The organism is Bradyrhizobium sp. (genome assembly GCF_030693485.1).
GTDB lineage: Bacteria > Pseudomonadota > Alphaproteobacteria > Rhizobiales > Xanthobacteraceae > Bradyrhizobium.
Window position 1 is genome coordinate 1 of record NZ_JAUYAN010000236.1, and the last position, 12609, is coordinate 12609.

Below are 12609 nucleotides of genomic sequence, written 5' to 3' on the forward strand. Positions count from 1 at the left end.
ACGCAGCTTGAATTCGCCGCCCGGTTAGGGGTGCCGGTCGAGACCATCCGAAATTGGGAGCAGGGCAAACGGATGCCGCGCGGACCGGCGAGGGCGCTTCTCGCCGTCATCGCCCACGCGCCGGACACCGTGTTTGCCGCCCTCGCCAAGGTCTAATCGAGATCTGGTTCGAGCGCCGATCCGAACCGGAACCTGCCACGGCGATGTTGGCAGCGCGCTCGCCAAGGAACATAATGGGCTTTGATCGGCTTGAGTAAGCGCGATGCATTTAATCGAAGCCAACGGCGCCAGCATCCCCGCGATCGGGCTAGGCACCTGGGAACTGCGGGGGCGAACCTGCGCGCGCCTGGTCGAGCAGGCGCTCCGGCTCGGCTATCGCCATATCGACACCGCGCAGGTCTATGAGAACGAGCGTGAGGTCGGCGAGGGCCTGCGCGCGTCGCGGGTCCGGCGCGAGGATGTGTTCGTGACCACCAAGGTCTGGACCACGCATTTCGCGCCGAACGATCTGGAACGGTCTACCCGGGAAAGCCTGACCAAGCTGCGGCTGTTCGAAGTCGACCTGTTGCTGCTGCACTGGCCCAATCCGCAGGTGCCGCTGTCGGAGACGATGGGCGCGCTGGCGCATGTCAAGAAACTCGGCCTGGCCAGGCATATCGGCGTCTCGAACTTCACCGTCGCCCTGATCGACGAGGCCGTCGCCGCTTGCCCGGAGCCGCTAGTATGCGATCAGGTCGAATACCATCCTTATCTCGATCAGGCCAAGGTGAAGGACGCCTGCGCGCGTCACGGCATGGCCGTCGTCGCCTATAGTCCGGTCGCGAAGGGCCGCATCAGGGGCGACGAGACCCTGACCAGGATCGGGCAGGCGCATGGCAAGACCGCCGCGCAGATTTGCCTGCGCTGGCTGGTGCAGCAGAATGTCGCCGCGATCCCGCGAACCTCGAGAATCGAGCGGCTGTCGGAAAATATCGAGATCTTCGACTTCGTGCTATCCGATGACGAAATGGGCCAAATTTCCGCGATGGCCAATGCCAAGGGCCGGCTGACCGATTACGCTTTCGCGCCGAAATGGGATTGAAGCGATTGCGCCGGACCGATATTCCCCCGGGAAGAGCGGTCAGTTTTGCGGGGGAACAGGCGCGCGCTATAATGCCTTGGGCTAATCGACAGGTTGATCCAGTCAGGTGGAACCAGCTCAAGCCATACGCTCAGGTATTGCAGCATCAGCGATTGCTCATCTGTCGGTCCTGACACTGGTGCTGTTGTTCAGCGAGGTGAATCCGTTCGGTTCGGCGACCGCCGATCCGGTCGCGGTCGATATCGTGACATCGGAAGAACTCGCGGAGAAGAAACCGGAGCCCGTCCCGGCGCCCGAGACCAAGCCTGCCTTCGACCTTCTCACGCAGTCCGCCCCTTTGATCTCGTCAGCCGCGGCGCCAGCCTCCACACCGCAGGCGGCAGCACAAAAGGCGGCGCCCCCGTCACCGCCAGCGCCCGCCGCCCAGAAGGCGGCAGCGCAGCCGCCGTCAAACCCGCCGCCGCCTGCCTATGCTGCCCCCCAGCCTGATCTGTCCATCAAGTACAATGTGATGCTCGGACTGCCGCCGAATCTGTCTCCGGATCTGCCGCCGGCGGGATCAGGCGAGCGGGCCGGCGAGCCCTTCGATGCTCCCGCATCGACGCAGGCGGACATCGCGTCCAGCCTCGTCGCGGAATTCCGGCGGCATCTCAGGACATGTCTAAAACTGCCGCCATCGATCAAGCCGTCGGACAGGCTCAAGATCAAGTTGCGGGTTTTCATGACGATCGAGGCCAGGCTCGCGGCGGAGCCCGTTCTGATCGAGGCCAGCGCGTCGCCAAAAGGGCCGGCCCTGATGCAGGCAGCGATCGGCGCGCTGCAGGGCTGTCAGCCTTACGCGATGTTGCCGTCGGACCGGTACGGCGAATGGAAAGTGCTCGATCTCGGCTTCACGCCGCAGGATTTCGGGGCTAGCTAGCTCCCCATCGCCCGCCAGGCGTTGGAGGCGAACTGCCGGCGCCAGGTGACGATCACCACCGCTGCCGTGGTGACGAACAGCACCCAGGGGCTGACGAACCAGCCGAGATAGCCGAGCGCAAAGAAGAACGCGCGCTGGCCGCGGTTGAAATGCCGGCCCGCGGCTTCGAACAGTCTCGTGGTGCGGATCACATGGACTTCCGCTTCCGGGGTGTCGCGTTGCTCGACCGGCGGCATCGCACCGAGCAGAATCGAGACGTAGTTGAACAGCCGGTACGACCAGGCGAATTTGAAGAATGCGTAGACGAAAATCAGGATCAGCCCGACGCATTTGATTTCCCACAGCGCCGGGGACGGCGTGAGGTCGATCGGCAGGGCTCCCAGTACGGCCAGCGCCTCGTTGGTCGCCCGCAGCAGCGCCAGCGCGCCGCCGACCGCGATCAGGCTGGTGGAGGCGAAAAATGCCGTGCCGTTCTGCAGCGCGCCCATGATCTGCATGTCGACCATGCGGGCCTCGCGGTCGAGCATGCGCCGGACCCAGACCTCGCGGTAGACGTTCATGCGCGCCGACAGGCTGTCGCGCCCGTAGGCGGTATGCTCCAGGGTGATGGCATACACCGTCCATTCCAGGACGAAGAAGCCGATCGCCAGAATGTCGACCCAATATGCAGCCATGTTTCATCCTCTGGGGCCAAAGAAGGCTGCCACGCATGATCCATCGCGGCAACCGGCGCGATGGCGGATCGGCCGGTTGAACCGTCGCCGAGCGCAATGGCAAGGTGAGCGGCCAACAACAGGATTGCTTCGAAATGGCCTTGAAACTGGTAATCGGCAACAAGAACTATTCGTCATGGTCGATGCGGCCGTGGCTGGCGCTGCGTGCCAGCAATATCCCTTTCGAAGAGATTTTCATTCCGCTCTATACCGACAATGCCGCCGACAAGAACCGGATCCTGAGTTTCTCGCGTGCGGGCAAGGTACCGGCCCTGATCGACGGCGACATCACGATCTGGGATTCGCTGGCCATCATCGAATATCTGGCCGAGCAGTTTCCGGAAGCCGGGCTGTGGCCGGAAGATCGCGCGCGCCGCGCGCATGCGCGCTCGATTTCGGCGGAGATGCATTCCGGCTTCATGGCGCTGCGCAACGAATGCGGCATGAACCTGCATCGTCCGGTCGGCGCCATCGAGCTGTCGGCCGACGCCCGCGCCGATGTCGCGCGCATTGAGGACATCTGGACCGAATGCCGCGAACGCTGGGGAACGTCGGGCCCGTTCCTGTTCGGCGCATTCTGCGCCGCGGATGCCATGTTTGCACCTGTCGTGCACCGGTTTCGCACCTATGCGATCGCTGTGGCGCCGCAGGCGGCGAGCTACATGGAGACGATGATGGCATTGCCCGCCTTCGCGGAATGGACCCGCGCCGGCCTCGCCGAAACCCGTGTGATCGAGAAGTTCGAGACGATGTGAGGCGGGGAATTACGAACCGGCGGGGCCCGTCGGGATGACACGTTCCGTGCGTGGAAAGGCCCCATCGCCGGTTCCAAATGGCAATCGGTGATGTTATTCAGGTACCGGCAAAATGACAACTATCCTTCTGAAAAACCTGCAAAATGTGCGCGTTTGCCATGCGCTGACGCGACTCGCCAATTCGGCCAGCCCTGTGCTATCTTACCACAGGGATTTCAGTAGGCCGAAGCCAGAGGGACCGTGGGCTTGGCCGACGTTTTGCGTGATGGAGAGGGCGTTGAAGCACAAATTCACCGTTGGAGAGACTGTCTATTTTACTGCCAGCAACGTTGCCCGTCCGGCCGCCAGTGGCACCTATGAGGTGATCCGGCTGCTGCCGACCGATGGCGATGACTGCCAGTATCGGATCAAGAGTTCGACGGAGGCTTTCGAACGGGTGGCCAAGGAAAGCCAGCTCGACCTCTCCTGAGCAATTCTCGTGCGTCGCGGCCGGGTTCGGCAGTTCTGCTCCGCTCGCCGTCAAAACGCCCCGTTCGCGGAAATAGTCTGCGCAAGTTGAATGCGTCAGGATCAGCATTCAGCTTTCGCTGTGTGCGACTGCTGCTGCGTTGAGGGACACCTCGCATGAACTGGGACTGGGCTTCGTCGCTGGAGCAATTCTGGCACTCGCCGGCCTTTCCGATGTGGCTGACAATGGCCACAGCCGGATTCTTCGGGATCATCGTGCTCATCATGGTGTTGCGCGCCGAGAAATCGGTCGCCAACGCCATGCTGGCCGTCATCACGGCGCTGGCGATCGGCGTCACTGGCGCAGCGACGCTTCGCGGGTTCGGTCCGGACAGCCGCGATGCATCCGGCGAAACCAGGTCCTCGTCGGCCGTCAACGCCGCACTCCCGGCCTTGTCCTGCATCGACGATCTGGCCGGCGAAGCCGTGCTGACGGCTTGCGAGAAGGCGTTGTTCGGTTCCGCCGAAGCCACCGCCGCGGCGCTGTCCTATGCATCGGCTCAAATCACGCGGCTGACGAGTTTCGGCGACGCCGCGTCCGCCAAGCTGACACCCGAGTTGCAGGCGCTGCGCCGTGCCGTCGAGCGCGACCGCTATGGCTTGATGGCCTATGTGCTGCTGGCGCGCGATCGTTGCACGCAGTCGGATTGCGCCGCGTTCCGGTCGGTGACCAATCGCCAGCAACTGGTGTCGAACATGGATGAGCGAGTCTATGACGGCCTGGTGATGCGTTACTCCGCGTCATGGAACGCACCGGCGCCGATGGCGGCAGCCGCGCCGGTGGCGGCGCTCGCGCCGACGATGCCCACCGGGAAGCCCACCACTGCCGATTTTCCATCGGCGGCCTCGACCCCGCCGGTCAATATCATGACGCCCGAGCCGGGGACCACCGCGGCGCCGGCGGCGCCGCGCGCGCCGGCCCTGGCCAATGCACCGCTGCCGTCTCCGCGTCCGGCAGCCACCACAACGACTACGGCGACCGCGCCCGCACCACCGGCAGCACAAACCGCGGCCAAGAAGCAGCCTGCACCGAAGTCCTCACGCGCTGGTCCGGTTCAACTTGCGCCCGCCGCCGAAGACGAGTGATGCTTCCAAAATCCGTCGCCGGGCGCTAAACGTCACGGCATGCCACTTCATCTCATCAAGCTTTGTGTCGGCTGCGAATCCGTTAGGGAACTCAAGGGCTGGGTCGCCGAGCGCATGGCGACGGCCAGGAAAAAGGGCCTGCCGCTTCATCATATTCACGTCACCCGGATGATGCCGAAACGTGGCGACGAAATTGTCGCGGGCGGCTCGCTCTACTGGGTGATCCGCGGCGAAATCGCGGCGCGGGAAAAAATCATCGCGATCGAACCGTTCCGCGACAAGGACGGCATCGGACGATGCCGGCTGGTGATGCAGCCGAAAGTGATCGCGGTGTCGCCGCGACCGATGCGGCCGTTCCAGGGCTGGCGCTATTTCACGCCGGATTCGGCGCCGCCCGATCTCGGCAAGGCCGCCGCCAGCGTTGCCGCGATGCCGGAGCCGCTGCGCCGCGAGTTGCGCGATCTCGGGCTGCTCTAAATTCAGTTCGGGCCCCCCGGTTTGTGGAGAACGTCCACTCACCGTCTCGATCGGCGTCATTTGAAGTTGCGCGTCGCAAGCCGGAAACCTGGTCTTTCTCGCCGGTGCTCGGCCGTCGATGACAGGCGCCTAAACCCCGATGTTATCGATCAGCCGGGTCTTGCCGAGCCTGGCCGCCACCAGAATGCGCACCGGGCCATCCTTCGCCGCAGCGATCGGCGCCAGCGTTTCGGCATGCCGGGCCTCGAAATAATCCAGCACAAGACCGGCGTTCGCGATCAGTTCGGCGCCGCCGGCCATCGCGGTCTCGACATCGTCGCCGGCGCGCAGGCGCTGGGCGCTTTCCTTCATGGCACGGTACAGCACCGGCGCCACCTGGCGTTCCGCAGACGTGAGGTAGACGTTGCGCGAGGACATCGCGAGGCCGTCGCGCTCCCGCACCGTCCGCGATCCCATCACCTTGACACCGAGGTCGAGATCGCCGGCCATTTGCGCCACCACCCGCAACTGCTGGAAATCCTTTTCGCCAAAGATCGCGAAATCCGGCCTGACTTGCGTGAACAATTTGCCGACGACCGTGGCGACGCCGCCGAAGAAATGCGGCCGGAAGCGGTCTTCCAGTCCCGCAATGGCCGGACCCTCCGGCACGATCCGGGTGGCGAAGCCTTCGGGGTACATGACCTTGACGTCCGGGTTCCAGATCAGGTCGACATCTTCAGCGGCGAGCTTGCTGACATCGGCCTTCCAGGTACGCGGGTACGATCCGAAATCCTCCGTCGGTGCGAATTGCGCGGGGTTCACGAAAATCGAGACGATGACCTTCCTGGCGCGCCGTTTCGCCAGCCGGACCAGCGACACATGGCCGTCATGGAGCGCTCCCATGGTCGGCACCAGCGCGATGGTGGCTTTTCTGGCACGAAGGCCGTCGAGGGTGCGTCGCAATGCAGGGACCGTGCGGACGATCATGGGACTTCGCGACATCTGGGCTCGATCTGTCGGGGTCGGGGAGGCCGCAGCTTCCGACGCGGCGGCGGGAGGCCGATCATATCAAGGCGGGGGCTTCGTCGCCAAGCGCTTCGCCGCCGGATGAGGTGGGGCTGCCCAAAAGTTATCCACCAAACGTGCGCTCGATCACAGACGCCATCGATCCCGGCATGCGATTCATGATTAAGGCAGGCCGCCAGCGATTTCGGGGTGTTATCACGCATTTCACTTGACCGCGGTCGCACGGAATTTGAAGATATCCACAGGGGCTGAAGTATGTTGGTGCAGACCAGTCAGGGGCAGTCGGGCTCGGCGCATGTAGTCGTGCTGGGCAACGAGAAGGGCGGATCGGGAAAATCCACCACCGCCCTGCACATCGCTGTCGCTCTGATGAAAGCCGGCCAGCGCGTCGCCACCATCGATCTGGATTGCCGCCAGCAAAGCTTCACCCGCTACATCGGGAACCGCAGCGCATGGGCGCGTCGCACCGGGCTCGGTCTCGAGATCCCGATGCATCGCTGCATCAAGCTCGGCGAGACCATGCAGATCGCCGACAATGAGACGTCCGAGTTCCAGCAATTCATGGACGCCGTCAGCGCGGTCGAGCGCACCTTCGATTTCATCGTGATCGATACTCCGGGATCGGACAGCTACCTGATGCGCCTCGCGCACTCGATGGCCGACACGCTGGTCACGCCGATCAACGACAGCTTCCTCGACTTCGACGTGCTGGGGACCGTCGACCCCGCCACCTATTCCGTGACCGGCGAGAGCCATTATGCGGAGATGGTGCGGGATACCAGGCGCAAGCGCCGCCAGCTCGACGGCGCCACCACCGACTGGATCGTCGTTCGCAACCGGCTATCGATGCTGGGATCGCGCAACAAGCAACTCGTCGCCGACGGTCTCAAGGAGTTGTCCTTCCGGCTTGGCTTCCGCTCGATCGATGGCTTTGCCGAACGCGTGGTGTACCGCGAGTTCTTCCCGCGCGGGCTGACCGCGCTCGACGACCTCGACGAGGCGACACTCGGCACCCGCCCCAGTCTCGGCCATGTGACGGCTCGCGAGGAGGTGACGAGCCTGCTGCGGCAATTGAAGCTGCCGCTGGACGAGCGCGGCCGCCGCCGCGCCGCCAACCGGGCCGAATGGTTCACCCAGGTCGACAAGCCGCTCGAGGTCCACGACATCCTCGGTGCCTGAGCCCAGTGGTGGGCAGTTACCGGTGTCTTCAGTGGCTTGATTCGCAGGCCCAGCCTGGAGGTTTGCCTGTGCGGAACCTAACGCCCCCTGGTCCGTTTTTACTGAGCCTTTACCGTAGAAATGAACCTGACGTTGAGTTGCGACGTCCGACAGTGTGAGAACGCGCTGTGGGTTCCCGACTGTGCAGATGCACAAAAAGACGTTGCAGCGCACAACGAACAGGCGGCGAATTCACAACTTTTGGTCTTCCTGTCAACTCGCCGTGACATATATCATGGACAAGGGAACGCAGAGTCCCGAACAATGGAATACGGCCCTAGAGGGTGCGCCGAGGACGAACATGAAACGTGGAATTCTCGTTCTGCTTTCGCTGAGTGTTCTGGTTGCGGTCGGTTACTTCACCGCAAGCAAATGGGCGATCCGTCATGAGACGGTGACGTTCATCGATCCCGCGCGCGGCAACCGTCCGGTCGCGGTCGCGATCGCCGTGCGACGCGACAAGGAGATGCAGGCCAATGCCGGGATGATCACGCTGCCGGTCGCGGTTCTCAATCACGGCAACACCGTCAAGCACAGCGAGTATTCGTTCCTCGCCAATGTATTCGCGGCGCGCGGCTACCTGTCGCTCAGCCCTCAGCATGATTTGCCGACCGATCCGCCGATGGTAACCAAGCCCGGTGAAATCTATGTCGGCCGCCTTCCGCAGATCGAGCGCGGCGTCGCCAACATCCATTTCGCGGTCGACGAGATGAAGAAGGTTCAGCCGCACGCAAACTACGACAAGCTGACCATGGTCGGCCATTCGATGGGCGGCGATATCTCGATGTATTTCGCCAAGGAGTACCCCGAGCAGATCAAGAAGGTCGTGACGCTCGACAATTTGCGCGTGCCGTTCATGACCGACGGCAAGTTCAAGATCCTGTCATTCCGGTCGAAGGATGCCCAGTTCAAGCCCGACCCCGGCGTGGTTCCCGATGCCGATCAGTGCGAGAAATCGGATATCACGGTCGTGGATACCGGCTTCCAGCACAACGACATGCGCGATACCGGTCCGGACCAGGCGAAGGCCTCGATCCAGAACATGCTCGACAAATTCCTGAAAGATACCGATAGCGCGCTGGCGCCGGTCGATACCAAAGCGCCGAAGATCATCGACAAAGGCTCGACGAAGGGCTCGGTCTCGGCACTGAGTCCGGCGCAAAAATCGCCGCGCGCCGTGACGAATTGATCGTTGCCGGAACAGAGACGGCGTAGTCCGCCGTCGCCGGTCGCGAACGGGCGGGCTGCGGCATTGACCGCATGCCGATCCCGGCCCACATAGGGCTCGCTGCAATTTGCGAGTGCTGATGTCAGGCGAGCCCACCAAACCCCGATCCGCAGGCGATGTATCCACATCGCAAAAGGCTGCGTCCGGCAAACCGCTGCCGGAAGCGCGGCCGTCCGCTTCGGACGAGATTGCCGCCTTCGTCGCCAAAGCCCGCGCCATGTCTCCGCATGCGGCTGGAGCCCGCGGCCGGATGGTGTTCGCGCTCGACGCCACCATGAGCCGGCAGCCGACCTGGGACATGGCCTGTGCGCTGCAGGCCGACATGTTTCGCGAGGCGGCAGCCCTCGGCAGTCTCGACATCCGCCTCGTCTATTATCGCGGCCTCAATGAATGCCGGGCCTCGGGATGGATCTCCGACAGCACGCAACTGGCCACGCTGATGGGCAAGATCGATTGCCGGGGCGGCAATACCCAGATCGGCAAGGTGCTGTCGGAGGCGCGGCGGGAGGCGGTGGCCGCGGGTGTGCGCGCGGTGGTATTCGTCGGCGACGCCATGGAAGAGGCGATCGACGATCTGTGCGTCAAGGCCGGCGAGCTCGGCTTGCTCAAGGTGCCGGTCTTCATGTTCCAGGAAGGGCACGACGACGTCGCCGAGCACGGGTTTCGCGAGATCGCGCGCCTGACCGGCGGCGCATGGTGCCGGTTCGATCCGGGTGCGGCGGCGCAGCTGCGCGAGCTGTTGCGCGCGGCGGCGGCTTATGCCGCAGGCGGGCGCGAGGCGCTGCTGCGGCTGTCGAAAACCGGTAGCGGTGCCGCCAAATTGCTCGGCCAGATGAAGTGAGCACGCTTCTCCGCTTTCCAGGGGAAGGGCGGGTGACCGCATGCTTTTTGTCCCTGACCTCACTATATTGAAATCATGGCAACCCTGATCGCCGGCGTCGTCGCCGTTATCGTCCTTTATTCGCTGCTGCAGATGTTTCGCGCGGCCAATCCCGTCATTCTGGCCCGCGTCATCAAGATGGGCGGCGGCGTCGTGCTGCTTGCGGTCGCGGCCTTTACCGGGCTCAGGGGGGAATTGGCGGTGGCCATCCCGCTCGGCATCTTCGGTGCGGGGCTGCTCGGCTGGTCGCCGTTCGGAACATCGGGCTTCAGCAATATCGGCGGGATGTTCGGCGCAGGCGCCAAGCGCTCCGCGGGACAGACCTCCAAGGTCCGCTCGCAGTTTCTCGACATGACGCTGGATCACGACAGCGGCGAACTCTCGGGCCAGATCGTCGCCGGGCCCTACGCCGGTCATGATCTCGGCGAATTCGACCTGGCCCAACTGACGGCGATGTTATCCGGCTTCGACGCTGAAAGCGTGGCGCTATTTGAAAGCTATCTGGACCGCAGGTTTCCCGCCTGGCGTCAGGACGCGCAGGGAGACGCGGCAAGGGGGGAGAGCCGCGCGGCGTCGAGCGGAAAAATGACGGACGAGGAGGCCTATCAGATCCTTGGCCTGCAGCCGGGGGCGAGCAGCGACGAGATCGGGCGCGCGCACCGCGCGCTCATGAAGAAACTGCATCCCGACCAGGGGGGGTCTACGTACCTCGCCGCCCGCGTGAACCAGGCCAAGGATACTTTGCTTCGCGCGCATTTAAGCTAACTCCGGCAACGCCACCAAACGCTACAAACCGCAGTTGCTTCCGTTGTTCTCTGTTTAACGCCCGTGGCCGCCCGCCGTTGCCCGGCGTGGTCGATCCTTCATCACACAGTATTAACTGCAAATTCTTGACGAGAAGTTTTCAGGGGAAGGATTTGTCCGCGATCCGCTCAAATACAACAATGCCGGCGCGTGGCGCCGGCATTGTGACTTCAAATCGACGTTGTGACCGCTCGTAAGCCCCTGGGGGTCAGTTCCGGACGGTGATGCAGGAGATGTCGGAACGCTTCAGCGTCTTGCACACCGCCTCGGCCTGCTCGCGGTCGAGGCCGGCGAAGCGGGCCCGGTACAGCTTTCGCTCGCCCTTCGCGACCACCGGCTCGGTGAACGGCTCGGCCCTGGCAAGCAGGCCCTTGGCCTGGCCGCGCGCGGCCTCGATGCGTGCCCGCGCTTCGCTTTCGCTTTCGAGCGCGCCGACCTGAATGATCCAGCCGGTGTGGGCGCTAACGGGCTTGATGGCGCCGTTCTGCTGAACCGTCTGCGGCGGTGCCCGGGGCGCCGGCTCCGCATAGGCCATGGCCTGTGAGGCTGGGGCGGGCGGGGCGCCCGAGGCCGGCAATACGCCGAGGATTCCGTTGCCGGTGCCATGATTGGCGGGCTGCGGCGGCATTTCGGTTCGGAAGATCTGGTTCTTGGGGGCTTGGGTTTTGGCGACGTTGCTTTCAGCCTTGTTGGCTTCAGCTTTGGCCACCACGGCGCCGGATGTCTCCGGCACTTCGCGCGGCGGCGCGATGGCGTGGGTGATCGGCGTGGCCGGCTGGTCCTGACCGGCCGAGGCCAGCTTGATCTGCCCGGCCTTGACCTGAACCGTCTTCACCCGGACCGGCTTCATCGGTTCGGACGAGCCAGGGATCGCGACGAGTTGCTGGGTTTGAATGACGCCTGATGTCAGCGGGGCCGGCTCGGTCCTGGCCTGCGGCGGCACAGGTGCGATCCTGGCCTGCGGCGGGGGTACTGCCGCGGTGGCGGCGGCGGGCACGGATGGCTTTGATGCGATCGAACGCGTCGTCGGCGCCGGCTCCGGTGCTGCGGAGGCGACTTGAATGGCGCCCTGGGCCTGAACCGTCTGCGTCGGCCGCGAAGCGGCTGCGGCTTCGGCGACGTCCGCATTGGCTTCCGAAACGCCGCGCTCGGTGATCGCGGCAACGGTGCGCTTGGTGGCGCCGCTTGCGAGATTTTCCGCAAGCAGGTTGCGCATGGTGGCATCGCGCGAACCGCCGCTGCGGCCTCCGAGCACCACGCCGACCAGATGGCGGTTGCCGCGGCGCATCGAGGTCACGAGGTTGAAACCGGAGGCGCGGGTGTAGCCGGTCTTGATGCCATCGACGCCCTCGACGTTACCGAGCAGGCGGTTGTGATTGCGGATCGCACGGCCGCGATAGACGAAGCTCGATGTCGCGAAGTAGCGGTAATAGCGCGGGAACCGATCCTGGATCGCACGGCCGAGCGTCGCCTGATCGCGCGCGGTGGTGACCTGCTCGCTGTTGGGCAGGCCGTTGGGGTTGCGATATACCGTCTTGGTCATGCCGAGCGCGCGCGCCTTGCGGGTCATCAGCTTGGCGAAATCCTCTACATCGCCGGAAATGGCTTCCGCGATCACGACGGACGCGTCGTTGGCCGAGCGCGTCACCAGACCCTTGATGGCGTCTTCGACCTTGATGGTCTGGCCCGGGAGCAGGCCGAGCTTGGTCGGCGCCTGCTCGGAGGCGTACTCGGAAACTTCCAGCTCGGAATCGAGCTTCAGCTTGCCGGATTCGAGGCGCTCGAACAGCAGATAGAGCGTCATGATTTTGGTGAGCGAGGCGGGATAACGGATGGCGTCGGGACTGTTGGCGGTCAGCGTCGCGCCGGAATTGGCGTCGACGATGATCGAGGAGAATGCCGGGCTATAGCTTGGTTTCGCCGCCTGCTGGCGCGC

General features: G+C 64.1%; 14 protein-coding genes. 11 read left to right on the forward strand and 3 right to left on the reverse strand.

All coding sequences use genetic code 11. From position 1 onward, the window contains the following. From Q8N40_RS17335 to Q8N40_RS17345, 3 genes are all read left to right on the forward strand, one after another. A partial coding sequence (locus Q8N40_RS17335; protein WP_305712683.1) for a DNA-binding transcriptional regulator occupies window positions 1–156 on the forward strand: 156 nt, incomplete at its 5' end. A gap of 106 nt (window positions 157–262) precedes the next feature. After that, a complete protein-coding gene (locus Q8N40_RS17340) occupies window positions 263–1081 on the forward strand; it encodes an aldo/keto reductase (RefSeq protein WP_305712677.1) in 819 nt (272 codons plus the stop codon). A gap of 178 nt (window positions 1082–1259) precedes the next feature. Further along, complete coding sequence (locus Q8N40_RS17345) at window positions 1260–2000, forward strand: hypothetical protein (RefSeq protein WP_305712678.1); 741 nt, start codon at window positions 1260–1262, stop codon at window positions 1998–2000. Here Q8N40_RS17345 and Q8N40_RS17350 read toward each other — a convergent pair. Beyond that, window positions 1997–2674, reverse strand: coding sequence for a DUF599 domain-containing protein (locus tag Q8N40_RS17350; protein ID WP_305320519.1), 678 nt, complete (start codon window positions 2672–2674; stop codon window positions 1997–1999). The genes Q8N40_RS17345 and Q8N40_RS17350 overlap by 4 nt on opposite strands. Before the next feature lie 134 nt (window positions 2675–2808). Here Q8N40_RS17350 and Q8N40_RS17355 point away from each other — a divergent pair, with 134 nt between their 5' ends. The 4 genes from Q8N40_RS17355 to Q8N40_RS17370 all read left to right on the forward strand — a co-directional run bounded on the left by Q8N40_RS17355 (window position 2809) and on the right by Q8N40_RS17370 (window position 5538). Continuing rightward, complete coding sequence (locus Q8N40_RS17355; RefSeq protein WP_305712679.1) at window positions 2809–3468, forward strand: glutathione S-transferase family protein; 660 nt, start codon at window positions 2809–2811, stop codon at window positions 3466–3468. Between the two features lie 265 nt (window positions 3469–3733). Further along, on the forward strand, window positions 3734–3937 hold the full coding sequence (locus Q8N40_RS17360) for a hypothetical protein (protein ID WP_305320521.1): 204 nt from the start codon (window positions 3734–3736) through the stop codon (window positions 3935–3937). A 155-nt stretch (window positions 3938–4092) separates the two neighbouring features. Beyond that, entirely contained in the window at window positions 4093–5061 is a 969-nt protein-coding gene (locus Q8N40_RS17365) for a hypothetical protein (protein ID WP_305712680.1), read from the forward strand. A 39-nt stretch (window positions 5062–5100) separates the two neighbouring features. Further along, window positions 5101–5538, forward strand: a complete 438-nt coding sequence (locus Q8N40_RS17370; protein ID WP_305321510.1) for a DUF1489 family protein — start codon at window positions 5101–5103, stop codon at window positions 5536–5538. Between the two features lie 129 nt (window positions 5539–5667). Here the strand turns inward: Q8N40_RS17370 and panC are convergent, their stop codons facing one another. Then, complete coding sequence (gene panC, locus Q8N40_RS17375) at window positions 5668–6519, reverse strand: pantoate--beta-alanine ligase (protein ID WP_305712681.1); 852 nt, start codon at window positions 6517–6519, stop codon at window positions 5668–5670. A gap of 279 nt (window positions 6520–6798) precedes the next feature. Between panC and Q8N40_RS17380 the strand changes: the two genes are divergently transcribed. The 4 genes from Q8N40_RS17380 (at window position 6799) to Q8N40_RS17395 (ending at window position 10634) form a co-directional block, all read left to right on the forward strand. After that, a complete protein-coding gene (locus Q8N40_RS17380) occupies window positions 6799–7722 on the forward strand; it encodes a division plane positioning ATPase MipZ (RefSeq protein WP_305321508.1) in 924 nt (307 codons plus the stop codon). A gap of 340 nt (window positions 7723–8062) precedes the next feature. Beyond that, window positions 8063–8950 (forward strand): alpha/beta fold hydrolase, encoded by an 888-nt coding sequence (locus tag Q8N40_RS17385; RefSeq protein ID WP_305321507.1) that lies wholly within the window; start codon window positions 8063–8065, stop codon window positions 8948–8950. 118 nt (window positions 8951–9068) lie between these two features. Continuing rightward, window positions 9069–9830 (forward strand): VWA domain-containing protein, encoded by a 762-nt coding sequence (locus Q8N40_RS17390; protein WP_305321506.1) that lies wholly within the window; start codon window positions 9069–9071, stop codon window positions 9828–9830. Window positions 9831–9905: 75 nt separating this feature from the next. Next, the gene (locus Q8N40_RS17395) at window positions 9906–10634 is read left to right on the forward strand and encodes a DnaJ domain-containing protein (RefSeq protein WP_305321505.1); all 729 of its coding nucleotides are present in this window, start codon (window positions 9906–9908) and stop codon (window positions 10632–10634) included. A gap of 247 nt (window positions 10635–10881) precedes the next feature. Here Q8N40_RS17395 and Q8N40_RS17400 read toward each other — a convergent pair. Beyond that, window positions 10882–12609 (reverse strand): D-alanyl-D-alanine carboxypeptidase (locus tag Q8N40_RS17400; RefSeq protein ID WP_305712682.1); only part of this gene is annotated, 1728 nt, incomplete at its 5' end.

Excerpts from the sequence above, each read along its gene's own strand:
- Q8N40_RS17360 (WP_305320521.1), top strand. The coding sequence starts at position 3,734 with ATGGAGAGGGCGTTGAAGCACAAATTCACCGTTGGAGAGACTGTCTAT.
- Q8N40_RS17365 (WP_305712680.1), top strand. The coding sequence starts at position 4,093 with ATGAACTGGGACTGGGCTTCGTCGCTGGAGCAATTCTGGCACTCGCCG.
- Q8N40_RS17350 (WP_305320519.1), bottom strand. The coding sequence starts at position 2,674 with ATGGCTGCATATTGGGTCGACATTCTGGCGATCGGCTTCTTCGTCCTG.
- panC (WP_305712681.1), bottom strand. The coding sequence starts at position 6,519 with ATGTCGCGAAGTCCCATGATCGTCCGCACGGTCCCTGCATTGCGACGC.
- Q8N40_RS17340 (WP_305712677.1), top strand. The coding sequence starts at position 263 with ATGCATTTAATCGAAGCCAACGGCGCCAGCATCCCCGCGATCGGGCTA.
- Q8N40_RS17370 (WP_305321510.1), top strand. The coding sequence starts at position 5,101 with ATGCCACTTCATCTCATCAAGCTTTGTGTCGGCTGCGAATCCGTTAGG.
- Q8N40_RS17355 (WP_305712679.1), top strand. The coding sequence starts at position 2,809 with ATGGCCTTGAAACTGGTAATCGGCAACAAGAACTATTCGTCATGGTCG.
- Q8N40_RS17385 (WP_305321507.1), top strand. The coding sequence starts at position 8,063 with ATGAAACGTGGAATTCTCGTTCTGCTTTCGCTGAGTGTTCTGGTTGCG.
- Q8N40_RS17395 (WP_305321505.1), top strand. The coding sequence starts at position 9,906 with ATGGCAACCCTGATCGCCGGCGTCGTCGCCGTTATCGTCCTTTATTCG.
- Q8N40_RS17380 (WP_305321508.1), top strand. The coding sequence starts at position 6,799 with ATGTTGGTGCAGACCAGTCAGGGGCAGTCGGGCTCGGCGCATGTAGTC.
- Q8N40_RS17390 (WP_305321506.1), top strand. The coding sequence starts at position 9,069 with ATGTCAGGCGAGCCCACCAAACCCCGATCCGCAGGCGATGTATCCACA.